This is a genomic window from Micromonospora sp. CPCC 205739 (assembly GCF_036906795.1).
Classification (GTDB): Bacteria; Actinomycetota; Actinomycetes; order Mycobacteriales; family Micromonosporaceae; genus Micromonospora.
In genome coordinates this window covers 38,731-53,161 of the sequence record NZ_JBAKHS010000022.1, presented here as the reverse complement: position 1 = coordinate 53,161, position 14,431 = coordinate 38,731, and the positions used below count along the sequence as shown (strand labels likewise).

Below are 14,431 nucleotides of genomic sequence, written 5' to 3'. Positions count from 1 at the left end.
GCGATCACCATGGCTGTCTGTAGAGCGTTCGTGCGGGCACTCCGGTGGGAGACGGGGTGTGGCCCAGGTGGGTTCCGCCCGACGCGGGGCTGCCGCCCTCGTTGTCCCACACCGCGTACACGTCGGAGCCGGTCGTCGTGGTCGCGCCCCGCGGGGTCGGTTCGGCGGTGAGGATGTCGGGTGCGCGCCTGAGGTTGGCCGGGTCGGCGGCGGCGGCCATGGCCCGCTCGGCTGTCGCAGGCGCCGTGTCGGGTGGGACGACGAGCAGGTCGAGTTGGTCGTCGCGGCCGGTGGTGGCTACCAGCAGGGCGGGATCCAGGGTGTCGAACCAGCCGATTCGGACCACGTCCGACCCGACGGTCAGTCGACGGAACCGGCTGTCCCAGGTGTGGATGTTGAGCATGATGTGCCGGATCCGGCCATACCGTTCAGACAGGGCGAGGACGAGACCGGGGAGTTCCGCCGCCGGGTTCCAGGAGCGCGGCCACCACGCACCGTCCACGACCGTCCGGCCTTTGACGGGAGCGAGGGACAGTCGAGGTTGGGTGGGCGGCGGGGGAGGCGGTTGAGGATGGTGCTGTGGTGCGGTCATCACGAACCGCCGCCTTCCGAGGAGCAGCTGATATGCCTGAATGCGGTGGGAGCCAGCGCAGGCATGGGCGCTGGCGGGTGGGTGACGCGGCGTCCGGAGGCGTCGGTGCGACGGGACCGGCGACCGTCGGGGCGCACGAGGCGACCAGGTGGTCTGGTGCGTCGGGCGGCCAGCACGGGGACCTCGATCAGTGGGGTGCGTCCGTCAGCGCCGAACTGTCAGCCACCGGGGTCCCGAGCGACACCTGTCATCGTACGCTGCCGGACGCCCACCGGCGACCGTGCCGGCAGCCGCCGTCGGGGCTCGGCGCCGGCGGGTGCCACGTCGCGCAGTGGGCGCAATCCAGGAGTAGCGTGTTAGCGGTCGCCCGGGTTGCCGGTTGGCCACAGGACGAATGTCCGCGCAGGACGACGGGTCGGAGCCAATTGTGGACGATCTGACGAGCCATACGCCTCGCCGTTTCCGAGCGGCGTCCCGGTGGACGCGGGGCGCCCGCCCGGCTGGCGTCGCCGGGGCGTGGCCGTCCCCGTCAGGGTCGGCCGATGAACTCCGAACGTAGGGTCCGGCTGTGGGCACTGGTCGCCAACGTCGCCCAGGGCGGCACGGTCGGGGTTGACCATGTCTGCGCTGTGTCGGTGTCGGCCACCGGCGTGGACGCCGCCGCCGTTGCCGTGACGCTGCGCGCCACCCCACGCGAGGTGCTGTACGCCAGCGACCGCACCGCCTCGGACCTGGAGGAGCTGACCCTGACCCTCGGTGAGGGACCGTGCGTGGACGCGATCACCGGCGGCCCGGGTCTGGTCGCCGATCTGGCAGCCCCCCAATGTCGGGCCCGCTGGCCGGCGTTCGCCCCGGCGGCGGTGCTCGCCGGGGTCCATGCGGTGTTCGCCCTGCCGCTGCAGGTCGGCGGGATCCGCCTCGGCGTGCTCGACCTCTACCGCGCGCGCTCCGGCGGCCTCGACGGCGAACAGTTGGCCGACGCGCTGGCGTTGGCGGACACGGCCTGCGCGGTGCTGCTGGACGGCGGGGAGCGCGACCGGTCGGCCCCGGACGAGGGTCGGCCGGAGCAGGTCGGCTTGCAGCATCCCGAGGTACACCAGGCCACCGGTATGGTCACGGTCCAGTTGGGGGTGACCGCGGCGGTGGCCCTCATCCGGTTACGTGCCTTCGCCTACTCCCACGACCGACGCCTCCGGGATGTGGCAGGCGACGTGGTCGCCCGCCGGCTGCGTTTCGACCCCACGGACGACACACAGGTTGGCGGGGCGGGCTGAAGCCCGCACTGCTGCCGTCGCGAGGCGGGGCAGGGACCACGACCCGGGGCCGTCAAGGCGCCGACGGGACCATCGTAGGACGAGGGTGAGTGACATGGCTGAGATCCAGTTGTCCGACGTGTTCGTGGAAATGGCCGACACACTCGTCGACGATTTCGACGTGCTTGAGTTCCTGCACGTGCTGACCGAAAGATGTGTCCAGCTGCTCGGTGTCTCGGCGGCCGGGCTGCTGCTCACCGACCAGCAGGGCACCCTGCAGGTGGTGGCCGCGTCCTCGGAACGCACGAGGCTGCTGGAGCTGTTTCAGCTGCAGACCGACCAGGGACCCTGCGTGGACTGCTTCCGCACCGGCCGACCCGTGTCGGTGGTCGACCTGTCCGCCACCGGTCGGTGGCCCCGGTTCACCGCCGCCGCAGCCGAGGTCGGGTTCGCAGCGGTACACGCCCTGCCCATGCGCCTGCGCTCCGAGGTGATCGGCGCGCTGAACCTCTTCGACAGCCAGCCGGGCGCACTCGACGAAGGCAGGCTCTACATCGGTCAAGCACTGGCCGATGTGGCCACCATCGGCCTGCTCCAGCAACGCGCCATCCACCGCCGCGACATCCTCACCGAACAGCTGCAGACCGCGCTCAACAGCCGTGTCCTGATCGAGCAGGCCAAGGGTGTCCTCGCCGAGCGCCTCCAGGTGGACGTGGGGGAGGCCTTCGCGCTGCTGCGCAGCGGCGCCCGCAGCCACAACCGGCGACTGTCCGATCTGGCCCAGGCAATCGTCGACGGGTCCGAGCCGCTCCCGCCCCAACCGCCAGCCGGGCGACCTGGCTGAGTGCCGGCTCAGCACATCGCCGGTCGGGCGCCGTGCGGTGGTCCGGTCCCACCGTACGGATTCCGCGGTGCCCGCCCGGACGATTGGGCGTACAGTGAGGTTGTCGCCCGGGTCCCCGGTGGCCGCCGATCTCGCCGCCACCAGCCCATAAGGGGCTTCAACAATGGTCATCCCCCTTCCGGCCGTTTCCCGTACTCGGCTGCTTCAGGCACCGGGAACCCGCGAACAGTTGTTGCGTCGACTCGCGGCCCTGAACCGCGACGATCCCGCTCGCGCGAGGCTCCGGGCCCAGATCATCGAGAACGACCTGCCGATGGCCGGCCGACTGGCCCGCCGATACGTCGGACGCGGGGAGCCGTACGACGACCTGGCGCAGGTCGCCGCGCTGGCCCTGGTCAAGGCCGTCGACGGATTCGACGTGAAGCGAGGTCTGCCCTTCGCCGGCTACGCGGTCCCGACCATCCTCGGCGCCCTCCGCCGCCACTTTCGTGATACGACATGGGACATGCGGGTACCCCGCCAGGTGCAGGAACTGAACAGCAGGATGCGCGCCGTCACGGGGGAATTGACGCAGCGGCAGGGCCACCACCCTAGTGCCGCCGAACTCGCCGACCAGCTCGAGGTGGGCGTCGACGAGATTCTGGCCGCCGTCCTCGCAGGGCAGGCCTACCGGCTGGTGTCCCTCGACGCGCCACACCACCGCACCGACGACTTCGAGACCCTCGCGCTCATCGGGGCCGTCGATCCCGGTTTCGCCCAGGTGGACGAGCGCCTCGCGCTTCGGCCACTCCTCGCTGCCCTTCCCCTGCGTGAGCGTCGGATCCTCACAATGCGGTTCCACGACCACCTGACCCAGAAGCGAATCGCCAACGAGGTCGGACTGTCGCAGATGCATGTCTCCAGGCTGCTGAAGCAGTCCCTGACCCGACTCAGGACCCGGCTCGGCTGACCGGCCACCCTCCGGCGACACCCAGACAGGGGTCAGGCGCTCAATGATCCAGGGAGGAACACCATGGCTGCCGGCCCCGTCGTTACGACCGAACCCTCCACGATCCTCGCAGGGAGCTCCGCGCCCGCCCGGCTCGGCGTGTGGGTGAAGCGGGGCGTCGCACTGCGCGCCTTCCGGCTGAGAGTGTTCCTGCTGGTGGCCGCCCTGCTCCTGCCGCTGCTGCTCACCGTCGTGCTCGGTGACCGTTGACCCCTGCGGCGGCTCATGTCCAGGCCGGATCGGCCAACTGTCGGAGCCGCAGGATCCCGGTCAGGGCCAGCGGTGGGGAAATCGTTCGTGTCGCCCCTCGGACACCAAGGAATGTCTGACGGTGTGCGCTGGAATCCACATCAGCGCGCACCGTTCGCGTTTCCGGCTGGTAGCTGAGCCGGAGGCCGAGTTTCTCGGTATACCTTGGCGGGGTCGGCGTCCCACGTTGACGTCCGCCCGGCTGATGCGCGCCGGGTAGCCGGTGGTGTTCTGGGCCAAGCGACAGCCGCAGCCGGCTGCCGTCCGGGGTGTGGATCGGCCGGGTCACCGGCGCACCCGAGCCGGGGAGCCGTGGACGGTGCCGCTGGACCTGCCGATCCCCGCCGAGGCCGACCGGGTTCCCCGACAGCGGCTGCCCGCCGACCGGCTGGCCGCGCTGGAGGTGTTCGGCCAGCCGCAGGCGGCCCACCTGTCGTACCTGACCATGGCCCGGTGCCCCGCTCTCTACGACCACCGGCCGGCCCGAGTCACCCGATCTCGTCGTTCCAGTACACGAGGTTGCTGTAGGTGCGCTCGGCACACACCCGCGGCGCCCGGTAGATCTCCTGCGGGAACACGCTCATGCCGACCGGCACGTCCAGCTTGATCGTGACGAAGTCGTCGGCGTAACTCTCGGTGTACAGCCGCGCCGACGAGGCTGCCGTGTTCGTCAGCGCACCACAAGGGCTACCAGCCTCCCCGGACGGGGGCAAGGTCGTTCGGCTGTGAGGCGCTCCACCTTGTCCCCGTCCAGGGAGGCTGGACGGTCTGGCGACTGCCCGACGAGGAGATCCCCACTAACAGGCACGCTGACTACAGCTCACCTGCTGCGGCCACCAGCACGACTGGCAGTTCCGCATCCCACTGACCGACGGCGACACAGACGGTGCGGTCTTCAAAGCGCCAGGCAGACACGGACGGCACGAAGTTCGAGAGAACGTCGGCAAGGGCCGAAACCGTCTCCCCGCGCATCGCGCGATCAAGGACCGGACTCAGATCAACGCTTCCCGCCGGCCCCCACACTCCGCCAAGTGCCTCCGTGAGCCCCAGACAGTCTTGTGAGAACCGGTCCCACACCTCGTTGGCCTGCGATCGGTCCTCACAGAATGTCCCGCTGGTGCGGAGGTACAGGACCAGGTAACCAGGTCCTCCGTCCTTCGACAAAGTGGCGTCGGCGCGCGGTAACGGTGCGTTCCTCAGTTCGAGCACCCGCTCCAAGCAGTCAGCGAGATCCACGGTCCTGCACTGTAGGCGGGCCGGATCCCGCCGTGCCCGTTGCGTGCCCGTTGGCACGGGAGCCGAGGGTCAACGGCGGTCAGCTCCTGGACGTGGCTGCCGGCATGACGATGCAGGTCAAGCGAGGTCACTGCCGGGCGACTCTCCGCCGTGTCCACACTGCCTAAGTGGTCGGCTGCGGAAGTCCGTCGGGGGGTTGACTCCGGAGCCGGTCGTGGGCGCGCCGCTCAGTGTCGCAGTGATGAGGATCGGTGATTTGGGTGCGGTTCGTTTCGAGTGAAGCTCGCGATCAAGTGGTGAGGGCGTAGTTCCGCCGGTCGGTGGTGGTGGTGTAGGGGCGGTCGTGCTCGCGGGCGGCGTGGAAGCACCAGGCCCTGCCGCTGACCTGCGACTCCTGTTGTTACGTCAGTTCCCGCGCGAAGCCAGTCGATCATGATTGAATGCTGCGCGTCGCGGTGCTCGGGGTGCTGATGCCGCGCGCGCCCGCTCTCTCTTCGCAAGTGACGCGGGTCATATCAGCCCCATGTCACGAACGGAAGGGCAGCTTGCGTCTGGTGGTCGTCCGCACAGCGGGAACGACCGACACGAAAGAGACAGCAGAGCGATGAACGCGACAACAGCGCAGCAGCACGAGGTCCTGGTCCTGGGCGCCGGCTACGCCGGGCTCTCCGCCGCGATCCAGCTCGCGGCCCGCACCAGGAAGCGTGGGAACCTGCGAGTGACGCTGGTCAACCCCTACGACACCTTCACCGAGCGGCTCCGACTGCACATGACTGCCACCGGCCAGGAGACGGCCGAGATGAACATCCCGGAGCTGCTGGACGGCACCGGCGCCGGCTTCGTCCGCGGCTGGGTCACCGCCGTGGACGCCGAGGCGAAGACCGTCCGGATCGACGACGACCGGGTCCTGCGCTACGACACCCTGGTCTACGGCCTGGGCAGCATCGCGGACACCGTCGCCGTCCCCGGCGTGGACGACCACGCCTACACCCTCAACAGCCCGGAGGACGCCGCCCTCCTCGCCGACCGGCTGACCCGGCTCGACGGCGGGACCGTCGTGGTCGCCGGCAGCGGCCTCACCGGCGTCGAGGCCGCCGCGGAGATCGCCGAGCGGCACCCGGAGCTCCAGGTGGTGCTGCTGGGCCGGCAGGAGCCGGGCGCGAGCATGCACCCGAAGGCCAAGGCCTACCTGGACGCGGCGCTCGCCCGGTTCGGCGTGCGGGTGCGCAGCGGCGTCGAGGTGGCCAAGGTGCTGCCGGACAGCGTCGAGCTCGTGGACGGCTCCAGCATCCCGGCGGCCGCGGTGCTGTGGACCAGCGGCACCCGCGTCTCGCCGCTGGCTGCCGCCGCGGGCCTGACCGTCGACGAGCGCGGCCGCGTGGTCACCGACAGCGCGCTGCGCTCGGTCTCCCACCCGGACGTCTACGCCGTGGGCGACGCGGCGGCGATCCGTCAGGGCTACGGCGTGATGCACGGGACCTGCCAGGGCGGCATGCCCACCGGCGTGCACGCGGCCCTCTCGATCCTGCGGGTGCTGGCCGGCAAGGAGCCCAAGCCCTTCCGCTTCGGCTACTACCACACACCCGTCAGCCTGGGCCGGAACGACGCCGTCGTGCAGTTCACCCACCCCGACGACAGCCCGCGCCGGATCGTGCTGACCGGCAAGCGGGCCGCGAAGTACAAGGAGATGGTCACTGCCGCGCCGTGGCCGACCTTCGCCCGCATGAAGAAGATGCCCGCCTCGGGCGCGTTCTGGCCGCACGGCGGCCGCTACACCCGGATCCGGAGCGCCAAGTGACCCAGCCGCAGCAGGCCGGCCCCGACCAGCTCGCCTTCCAGCAGTACCGCACCCTGCTCTTCTCCGTCGCCTACCGCATCCTCGGCACCGCCGCCGACGCCGAGGACCTGGTCCAGGACGCCTGGCTCAAGTGGTCGGCGGCCGACCGTTCCCAGGTCGCCGACCCCAAGGCCTATCTGACCCGGATCGTCTCCAACCTGGCGATGGAGCGGCTTCGTTCGACCCGCCACCAGCGCGAGACCTACGTCGGGCCATGGCTCCCCGAGCCGATCCTCACCGGCCCGGACACCGCCGACGGCGTCGCCACGGCGGACTCGGTCTCCATGGCCCTGCTGGTGGTCCTGGAGACGCTGAGCCCCCTGGAGCGCGCGGTCTTCGTGCTGAAGGAGGTCTTCGCCTTCAGCTACGCGGAGATCGCGGAGGCGGTGGAACGCTCGGAGACGGCGGTTCGGCAGGCCGCGCACCGCGCCCGCGAGCACGTCCAGGCCCGCCGGCCCCGTTTCACCGCCGACCGCGCCCGCCAACGCGACGTCACCGAACGCTTCCTCGCGGCGACGACGGGCGGCGACATCAACACCTTCATGGAGTTGCTTTCCCCGGACGTGACGCTGTGGACCGATGGCGGCGGCAAGGTCCGCCAGGCCCTCAAGCCGGTGGTCGGCCTGGAGACCGTGGCCCGTTGGTTCGCCGCGCTCGGCACCGTGACCTACCAGGGCATCGAGCCCGGGCAGATGCGGGCAGAGCTCACCTGGATCAACGGCGGCCCGGGCGTGGTCTTTCGCGGCCCGGACCGCGTGGTCGCTACGCTGACCTTCGACTTCGACCCGGAGGGCCGCATCTCGACCATCCACAACGTGGCCAACCCCGACAAGCTCCACGCCGTCGCCGACGGAACTCGGCACGAACTCTCGTGAGCTGCCCGATCGTTGTCGACGCCCTCCAGAATCCCCGTGAGCGCCCGGTTCCGCTGCCCCAGCACGGCTCGGGCCCAGGTGGAAGCAGATGCGGCAGGCTGTGGCCGTCGTGATCCACTTCTGCTGATCGGCTTTCCTGCCTTGCCTGTTGCCGCCGCGCGCCCGATAGTCCTGACCGCCGCCGAGCGGTACCGGTTGAAGAAGGCGGCCTGGGGCCACAAGACCGAGCATCGGGCCAGGGTGCGGGCGCAGATCGTGCTCCACGCGGCTCGGGGCAGGTCCAACGCGCGTATCGCCGTTGAAGTGGGAGTGCACGTGGACACCGTGCGTACGTGGCGGGGCCGGTTCGCCGACCTGGGCCTGCCTGGCCTGGCCGACCGCAAGCGCCCTGGGCGGCCCGCCGGCTTCACCGCGTTGCAAGCCGCGCAGGTCAGGGCGCTGGCCTGCCAGCTTCCCTCCGAGGCCGGCGCGCCGCTGTCGCGCTGGTCGTGCCCGGAACTGGCCCGCGAGGCCGTCGAGCGCGGCATCGCGCCCTTCCTTTCGGCGTCCACCGTACGCCGCTGGCTCGACCAGGACGCGCTCAAACCCTGGCAGCACCACTCCTGGATCTTTATCACCGACCCCGATTTCAGCCCCAAAGCGGCCTGTGTGCTGGACCTGTACGCCCGTACCTGGCAAGGCAATCCGCTCGGGCCGGACGAGTACGTCATCAGCGCCGATGAGAAGACCTCCATCCAGGCCCGCTGCCGCTGCCACCCCACCCTGGCCCCCGGACAGGCCCGGGCGATGCGAATCAACCACACCTACGGCCGCGGCGGCGCCCTGGCCTACCTCGCTGCCTACGACGTTCACCAAGCCCGGGTCTTCGGCCGCACGGAGCCGCGCACCGGCATCGACCCGTTCATGAACCTGGTCGCCCAGGTCATGAGCCAAGAGCCGTACGCCAGCGCCGAGCGCGTGTTCTGGATCGTGGACAACGGCTCCTCCCACCGCGGGCAGAAGGCCGCCGACCGGCTGACCAGCGCTTTCCCAAACGCGGTGATGGTTCACACCCCCGTCCACGCCTCCTGGCTCAACCAGGTGGAGATCTACTTCTCCGTCGTCCAGCGCAAGGTCGTGTCACCCAACGACTTCACCGACCTTGCCCAGGTCGGGGACCGGCTCCGAGCTTTCGAAGGCCGCTACAACGCCACAGCACAGCCGTTCCAGTGGAAGTTCACCACCTCCGACCTGGACGATCTGCTGGCCAGGCTCGACCGGCACACCGCCGATCATTTAGAAGAATCCTCCGTCGCACTGGCAGCATGATCAACCCCCGAAGGACTTCCGGAGCCGACCACTAAGCCGTGTGGCACCCTGACGGATGGGCGACCGAACGGGGACACATGAGCAAGAAGAACCGATACATCGGTCCCAGCGTTCGCAGGCCGTATAGGGGAGCGCCTGAGCAGGCCGACCGCTTGACGCTGATTACCGAATGGCACAACTTCGTGCCCGAGCGCCCTGTCCTGCTCCAAGCCGGAGAGACGATCTGGATCGAGGACCACCGACCAGCTGAGCACCGCAGGCGGCAATATCACCTCATGGTGAAGCGGAACAACGGCCAGCTGGACTCGTACCCCGGCGAGCTGTACCGCTGAGGTGCTGCGGCCAGCGCCGAAGCGCACGCTGCGGACGCCGATGGCTATACAGCCAGCGGTACAGCCAAGCCACCCGATCCGGGCCGGTATCCCCAGACGCCGGCAGACACTCTGAGCAGGGGTACGGCCTCCCAGCAGGCCACCGCCGTCTTCTTCTAACCCCCAGGCCGTAGCTCAGTCGAGCAGTCCTGGAACCCGCTCCTGGAGCTTGGCCATCACCCGGGATAGCCCGGCGTCCAAGTCGTCGCCGTCCCACCGCACGAGTTCCCCGCCCAGGGGCTTGCCCGACACCAGCACCGTCCACCGGCCCCGTTCGCGTTCGCCGTCCATCTTGACGATGGCGACCAGGCCGTGATCCCCGAGCTGGACCAGCAGTTCCGTCAGGCACTCATCCGACCCCATAGCCGCGTATTCGACCACGACCGCTCAGGGACCCGCAGTCCGCATCTGGTCCGCAAGAGGCCGGTGGACGGTGGGGGAGTGATGAGAGGTGTCGAGAGGTGTTCCGCTGCTAGACCACCATGCGCCCAGGTCGGCGGGACGGGCAATTTGATCTCATAATCCCTCGGTCGCGGGTTCGAGTCCTGCCCGCCCCATCACGCAAATCCCGTGGTCAGGCATGCCGTCGGGGGCCTCGGGCCACCCTTGACCCCGGACGGGCGCCGGCACCAGTCCGGGGATCGCGGCAGAGGGGTCCGGCTACCTGCCCCACCTACGTTCGTCGCTCAGAGACCTACTTGGTCTTCCTGCTTGGCCTTCGCCGCGACAGTGCTATCGACACGAGCACGATGAGTCCGCCGATGCCTGCCAGGACCAGAGCCCCTTCGGCCCAGTCCCACCGGTTCAGGGACACCTCGGTGTAGAGCCCACCCTGGTAGTCGACGCGGCAGACGCCCTCGCGAGGGATCCCGACGTTGTAGCCCTCGGGTGTCTCAGCAACCTTCTGCTCAGGCACGAGCAGCTCGACGCCACGCTCGGTACAGGTGCGGCCGGCCGCGTTCTCACCGATGACGTAGGTGGCTCCGGCGACGCAGAGGACGAAGACACCGAGGATGAGCAGGCCCCAACGCGGTCGGATCACGGGCACGAGCCGCTCATGGAGAATCCCCCACGTGTGAGATCAACTCCTAACGCTCCGGAATCCGTACAGCCATTCGTACAGCCAAGATCGCCAGCCCAAAGCAGACAAGGCCCGACAGTGATGGACGGTCCAGGCAGCGACAGCCTACCCCGACCAGGCACCTAAGATCTTCTCCTAGTCCCAACGCCGCCGCCTGGTCGTGGCAGTCCGCATCCAGTCCACAAGAGGTCGGCGGGTGGCGGGGGAGTGGTGTGAGATGCCGAGAAGTGTTTCCGCTGCTAGACCCACATGTGCCCAGGTCGTCTGAGCCAGCATCTTGATCTCATAATCCCTCGGTCGCGGGTCCCGCCCGCCCCACCACGCAAATCCCCTGGTCAGACATGCCGTCGACGGCCGGTCGGGTTCGGGTCAACGCCGTCAGTTCGCACTGAGTCCGTAGTAGCACGACCCGCCGCCCGGTCCAGCCGGTCCGCCACCTGGTCCAGGTCGTCCTCGATCAGGTCCGCGTAGACGTCCAGCGTCATCGCGAGCTCGTGTGGAGTCACCATCCAGCAGCAGTCACACCGCACAGCGCCAGCTCGTCCTTGCAGCAACCACGAAGGAGAGCTGATGTTCGCCGCTTACGTCACGGTCACCATCCTCGCGTCGGTCTTCACCGGCATCGCCGCTGTCACCTACCTGATCGGCCACGACTATCCAAAGGCCCAGGCGGACATGAAGCGCGTGCCACGGTCGTGGGTGCCGGTGTTGGGCATGTTGCTGGCGGCGGGCTCCTTGGGGCTGCTGGCCGGGTTCGCCGTGCCACTGCTGGGCACCCTCGCCGCCGCCGGCCTCGTGCTGTACTTCCTCGGCGCGCTCGTTGCGCACCTGCGCGTCGGTTCCCGCCAGCTTGTGGGATGGGCGGTGTTCTTCTCCACTGCGGCGCCGGCTACGGACAGCGCAGCGACGAGCGGATGAACTTCCGTAACGGCTACCGGGCTCGGGAGTGGGACACCCGGGCCGGGACCATCGAACTGGCGATCCCGAGGCTGCGGCAGGGGCTCCAGTCGGCAAGAGTTTGCGGTCAGAGTCGACGGTAGCGGACCCGGCGGGTCTGGAGGCGGTCCGCCGGGTCGGCGTCGAGCAGAGTGGCCAGTTCGTGCTCCAGCACCGCCCCCAGCCGGTCGAGGAACGCCGCGGGCTCGTCGGCGGCGTCGGGTTGCTCGGCCACGATCCGGTCCACGATTCCCCTCGCCCGCAGGTCCTGCGCGCGGATGCCCTGCGCGGCGGCGACCTGCGGCGCGCGCTCGACGGTGCGATGGAGGATCGCCGACGCGCCCTCCGGGGGCAGCGGCGAGAGCCAGCCGTGCGCTGCGGCGATGACGCGGTCGGCCGGCAGCAGGGCCAAGGCGGCGCCGCCGCTGCCCTGACCCAACAACACGCACAGGGTCGGCACTGGCAGGGTGACGAGATCGGCAAGGCAGTGGGCGATCTCCCCGGCCAGGCCACCCTCCTCGGCCTGTGGCGAGAGCGCGGCGCCCGGCGTGTCGACAACGGTGACGACGGGCAGGCCCAACTCGGCGGCGAGCTTGAACCCCCGCCGGACGGCCCGCAGGCCGGCTGGGTCGGGCGGGGCGTCGCGCCGGTCGTGTCCGACGACCACGGCGGGGGCTTGCCCGAAGCGGGCCAGCGCCACGATCACGCCGGCGCCGGTTTCACCGCTCTGTGTGCCGTGCAACGGCACGACGTCGCGGCCGGCGTGTCTGAGCAGCCGGCGGATTCCGGGACGGTCCGCCCGGCGGGATCGCCGGACGGCGTCCCAGGCGGTGCGTTCGCCGGGCGGGTCTTCCACCGGGATCGGCGTACGGGGGATACGGCGCGGCGCGCTGAGAGTGGACAGCGCTCGCTCGGCCAGCGGCGCCACCTGCTCCGGCGCAACGACCGCGTCGATCAGACCGTGTTCGTGGAGGTTCTCGGCGACCTGCACGCCGGCCGGGAACGGCGAGCCGGTCAGCGCCTCGTGCACCTTCGGCCCGAGGAAGCCGATCAGCGCGCCCGGCTCGGCGACGGTCAGGTGCCCGAGGGACCCCCACGACGCGTACACGCCGCCGGTTGTCGGGTGCCGCAGATATACCAGGTATGGCAGTCCCGCGGCCTTGTGCGCGGTGATCGCCTGGCTGATCTTCACCATCTGCAGGAACGCGATCGAGCCTTCCTGCATCCGGGTGCCGCCACTCGCGGGCGCGGCAAGCAACGGAATCCGCTCGGCGGTCGCCCGCTCGACGGCCCGGGTGAGCCGCTCGGCCGCCGCGACGCCAATCGAGCCGCCGAGAAAGGCGAACTCGCCGGCGATGACGGCGACCGGCCGGCCGCCGAGCCGGCCCGCGCCGGTGATGACCGCCTCGTCGAGGCCGGTAGTTCGGCGCGCGGCGGCCAGGGCGGCCGCATAGTCGGCGTCGAGCGGGGCCGGATCTGCGACCGGCTCGTCCCACGACACCCAACTTCCAGGGTCGATGACCAGTTCGATCAGGTCCCGTGCTGATCTCCTCACACCCGGTCGACCTCCCCGTACGGGCGGCCGCGGGAGAGCCGTCCACAGCCCGGACCGGGGTTGAAGAACGGCTCCTCACCGGTGCGCTGGCTCGGCAGCGTCGCGCGGAGTGCTTCCGAGGCGGTGTCGTCAACCTGGTCGCCAGCCATGATCACACCATAGTCGGCGCGGGCCCCGGCGATGGAGAGAGAAGATGACCTCGGAAGATTGGTTCCCGGCAAGGGAGGTCCCGCGTAGGGGAGGTGCCTTCCAAGGTCGACGCGTGTCGTCAGTCGACCAGCTCGGCGATCTGACGCAGCTGCCGTGGGCCGGCCGAAACCAGCAGGGTGGTGATCACGCTCTCACGCCACCGCTGCAGCTCGTCCTTGATCTTTGCGGCTGGCCCGATCAGCGCGATGTCCTCCACCAGTGCGGTCGGCACGGCGGCGATGGCCTCCTGCTTGTTGCCCGCCAGGTACGCCTCGGTGATGAGGTCGCACTCCCGCTCATATCCGAGGCGGGCGATGACGTCCCGGTGGAAGTTGGCCGACTTGGCACCCATGCCGCCGACGTACAGCGCGACGAACGGCCGGATCCGGTCGGCCGCCCGCTCCACGTCGTCGTCGACGACGATCGGCACTGTCGCGGTGATCTCGAACTCGTCCGGGCCGCGGCGGGCGCCCGGTCGGGCGAAGCCCTCGGCCAGCGCGGCGCGGTAGAAGCCGTCCGCCTTGGGGGAGAAGAACAACGGCAGCCAGCCGTCGGCGATCTCGGCGGCCAGCGCCACGTTCTTCGGCCCTTCGGCGGCGAGGAAGATGGGGATGTCGGTGCGCAGCGGGTGGACGGTGGACTTCAGCGGCTTGCCCAGGCCGGTGCCGCCGCGATGCGGCAGCTGGTAGAACTCGCCGTCGTACTGGACCGGGCCGCTGCGGGCGAGGACGGCGCGGATGATTTCGATGTACTCCCGGGTGCGGGCCAGCGGCCGGGGGTACGGCTGGCCGTACCATCCCTCCACGACCTGCGGGCCGGAGGCGCCGAGCCCGAGGATGAACCGACCGCCGGACAGGTGGTCGAGGGTGAGCGCCGCCATCGCGGCGGCGGTCGGCGTGCGGGCCGAGATCTGCATGATGTTGGTGCCCAGCCGCACGCGGGAGGTGCTGGCGCCCCACCAGGCGAGCGGGGTCAGGCAGTCCGACCCGTACGCCTCGGCGGCCCAGACCGAGTCGAAGCCGAGGCGGTCGGCCTCCGCGATGGCCTCCGTGACGCCGGTGGGCGGGCCGGAGGACCAGTAGCCGGTGGTGTATCCGAGTTTCATTGCGGGACCTTC

At 70.0% G+C, this 14,431-nt stretch carries 16 protein-coding genes and 1 pseudogene; 10 read left to right on the top strand and 7 right to left on the bottom strand.

From position 1 onward, the window contains the following. Positions 1–4: 4 nt before the first annotated feature. Positions 5–592, bottom strand: coding sequence for a DUF5994 family protein (locus V6U88_RS25165; RefSeq protein ID WP_334456678.1), 588 nt, complete (start codon positions 590–592; stop codon positions 5–7). Positions 593–1,134: 542 nt separating this feature from the next. On the opposite strand from V6U88_RS25165, the gene V6U88_RS25160 reads away from it, so the two are divergent. The 4 genes from V6U88_RS25160 (at position 1,135) to V6U88_RS25145 (ending at position 3,887) form a co-directional block, all read left to right on the top strand. Further along, positions 1,135–1,866 carry a GAF and ANTAR domain-containing protein gene (locus V6U88_RS25160; protein ID WP_334456677.1) on the top strand — a complete coding sequence of 244 codons (732 nt, stop codon included), beginning with the start codon at positions 1,135–1,137 and terminating at the stop codon, positions 1,864–1,866. A gap of 94 nt (positions 1,867–1,960) precedes the next feature. Beyond that, positions 1,961–2,689, top strand: coding sequence for a GAF and ANTAR domain-containing protein (locus V6U88_RS25155; RefSeq protein WP_334456676.1), 729 nt, complete (start codon positions 1,961–1,963; stop codon positions 2,687–2,689). A gap of 163 nt (positions 2,690–2,852) precedes the next feature. Beyond that, positions 2,853–3,638, top strand: coding sequence for a SigB/SigF/SigG family RNA polymerase sigma factor (locus V6U88_RS25150; protein WP_334456675.1), 786 nt, complete (start codon positions 2,853–2,855; stop codon positions 3,636–3,638). A gap of 63 nt (positions 3,639–3,701) precedes the next feature. Next, entirely contained in the window at positions 3,702–3,887 is a 186-nt protein-coding gene (locus V6U88_RS25145) for a hypothetical protein (RefSeq protein ID WP_334456674.1), read from the top strand. An 852-nt stretch (positions 3,888–4,739) separates the two neighbouring features. Here the strand turns inward: V6U88_RS25145 and V6U88_RS25140 are convergent. Further along, a complete protein-coding gene (locus tag V6U88_RS25140; protein ID WP_334456673.1) occupies positions 4,740–5,162 on the bottom strand; it encodes a hypothetical protein in 423 nt (140 codons plus the stop codon). A gap of 604 nt (positions 5,163–5,766) precedes the next feature. Between V6U88_RS25140 and V6U88_RS25135 the strand changes: the two genes are divergently transcribed. The 4 genes from V6U88_RS25135 to V6U88_RS25120 all read left to right on the top strand — a co-directional run bounded on the left by V6U88_RS25135 (position 5,767) and on the right by V6U88_RS25120 (position 9,514). Next, positions 5,767–6,960 (top strand): NAD(P)/FAD-dependent oxidoreductase, encoded by a 1,194-nt coding sequence (locus V6U88_RS25135; RefSeq protein ID WP_334456672.1) that lies wholly within the window; start codon positions 5,767–5,769, stop codon positions 6,958–6,960. Then, on the top strand, positions 6,957–7,874 hold the full coding sequence (locus tag V6U88_RS25130; RefSeq protein WP_334456671.1) for an RNA polymerase sigma-70 factor: 918 nt from the start codon (positions 6,957–6,959) through the stop codon (positions 7,872–7,874). The genes V6U88_RS25135 and V6U88_RS25130 overlap by 4 nt, the downstream gene beginning before the upstream one ends. A gap of 36 nt (positions 7,875–7,910) precedes the next feature. Further along, entirely contained in the window at positions 7,911–9,182 is a 1,272-nt protein-coding gene (locus V6U88_RS25125) for an IS630 family transposase (protein ID WP_334456670.1), read from the top strand. A gap of 77 nt (positions 9,183–9,259) precedes the next feature. Continuing rightward, on the top strand, positions 9,260–9,514 hold the full coding sequence (locus tag V6U88_RS25120) for a hypothetical protein (protein ID WP_334456669.1): 255 nt from the start codon (positions 9,260–9,262) through the stop codon (positions 9,512–9,514). Between the two features lie 174 nt (positions 9,515–9,688). Here V6U88_RS25120 and V6U88_RS25115 read toward each other — a convergent pair whose 3' ends face one another. Together V6U88_RS25115 and V6U88_RS25110 are read right to left on the bottom strand one after the other, a co-directional pair. Next, entirely contained in the window at positions 9,689–9,916 is a 228-nt protein-coding gene (locus tag V6U88_RS25115; RefSeq protein WP_334456668.1) for a hypothetical protein, read from the bottom strand. Between the two features lie 331 nt (positions 9,917–10,247). Then, positions 10,248–10,601, bottom strand: coding sequence for a hypothetical protein (locus tag V6U88_RS25110; protein ID WP_334456667.1), 354 nt, complete (start codon positions 10,599–10,601; stop codon positions 10,248–10,250). Between the two features lie 603 nt (positions 10,602–11,204). Here V6U88_RS25110 and V6U88_RS25105 point away from each other — a divergent pair. Next, positions 11,205–11,552 carry a DoxX family protein gene (locus V6U88_RS25105; RefSeq protein WP_334456666.1) on the top strand — a complete coding sequence of 116 codons (348 nt, stop codon included), beginning with the start codon at positions 11,205–11,207 and terminating at the stop codon, positions 11,550–11,552. Beyond that, positions 11,513–11,635, top strand: a pseudogene (locus V6U88_RS30365) (transposase); the annotation flags it as partial. The gene V6U88_RS25105 and the pseudogene V6U88_RS30365, both read left to right, overlap by 40 nt. A 23-nt stretch (positions 11,636–11,658) precedes the next feature. Here V6U88_RS30365 and V6U88_RS25095 read toward each other — a convergent pair. From V6U88_RS25095 to V6U88_RS25085, 3 genes are all read right to left on the bottom strand, one after another. Beyond that, a complete protein-coding gene (locus V6U88_RS25095; protein WP_334456665.1) occupies positions 11,659–13,125 on the bottom strand; it encodes a carboxyl transferase domain-containing protein in 1,467 nt (488 codons plus the stop codon). Next, a complete protein-coding gene (locus tag V6U88_RS25090; protein WP_334456663.1) occupies positions 13,122–13,274 on the bottom strand; it encodes a hypothetical protein in 153 nt (50 codons plus the stop codon). Before V6U88_RS25090 ends, V6U88_RS25095 begins: the two co-directional genes overlap by 4 nt. A gap of 119 nt (positions 13,275–13,393) precedes the next feature. Then, on the bottom strand, positions 13,394–14,419 hold the full coding sequence (locus V6U88_RS25085) for an LLM class F420-dependent oxidoreductase (protein ID WP_334456662.1): 1,026 nt from the start codon (positions 14,417–14,419) through the stop codon (positions 13,394–13,396). Between the last annotated feature and the right edge of the window lie 12 nt (positions 14,420–14,431).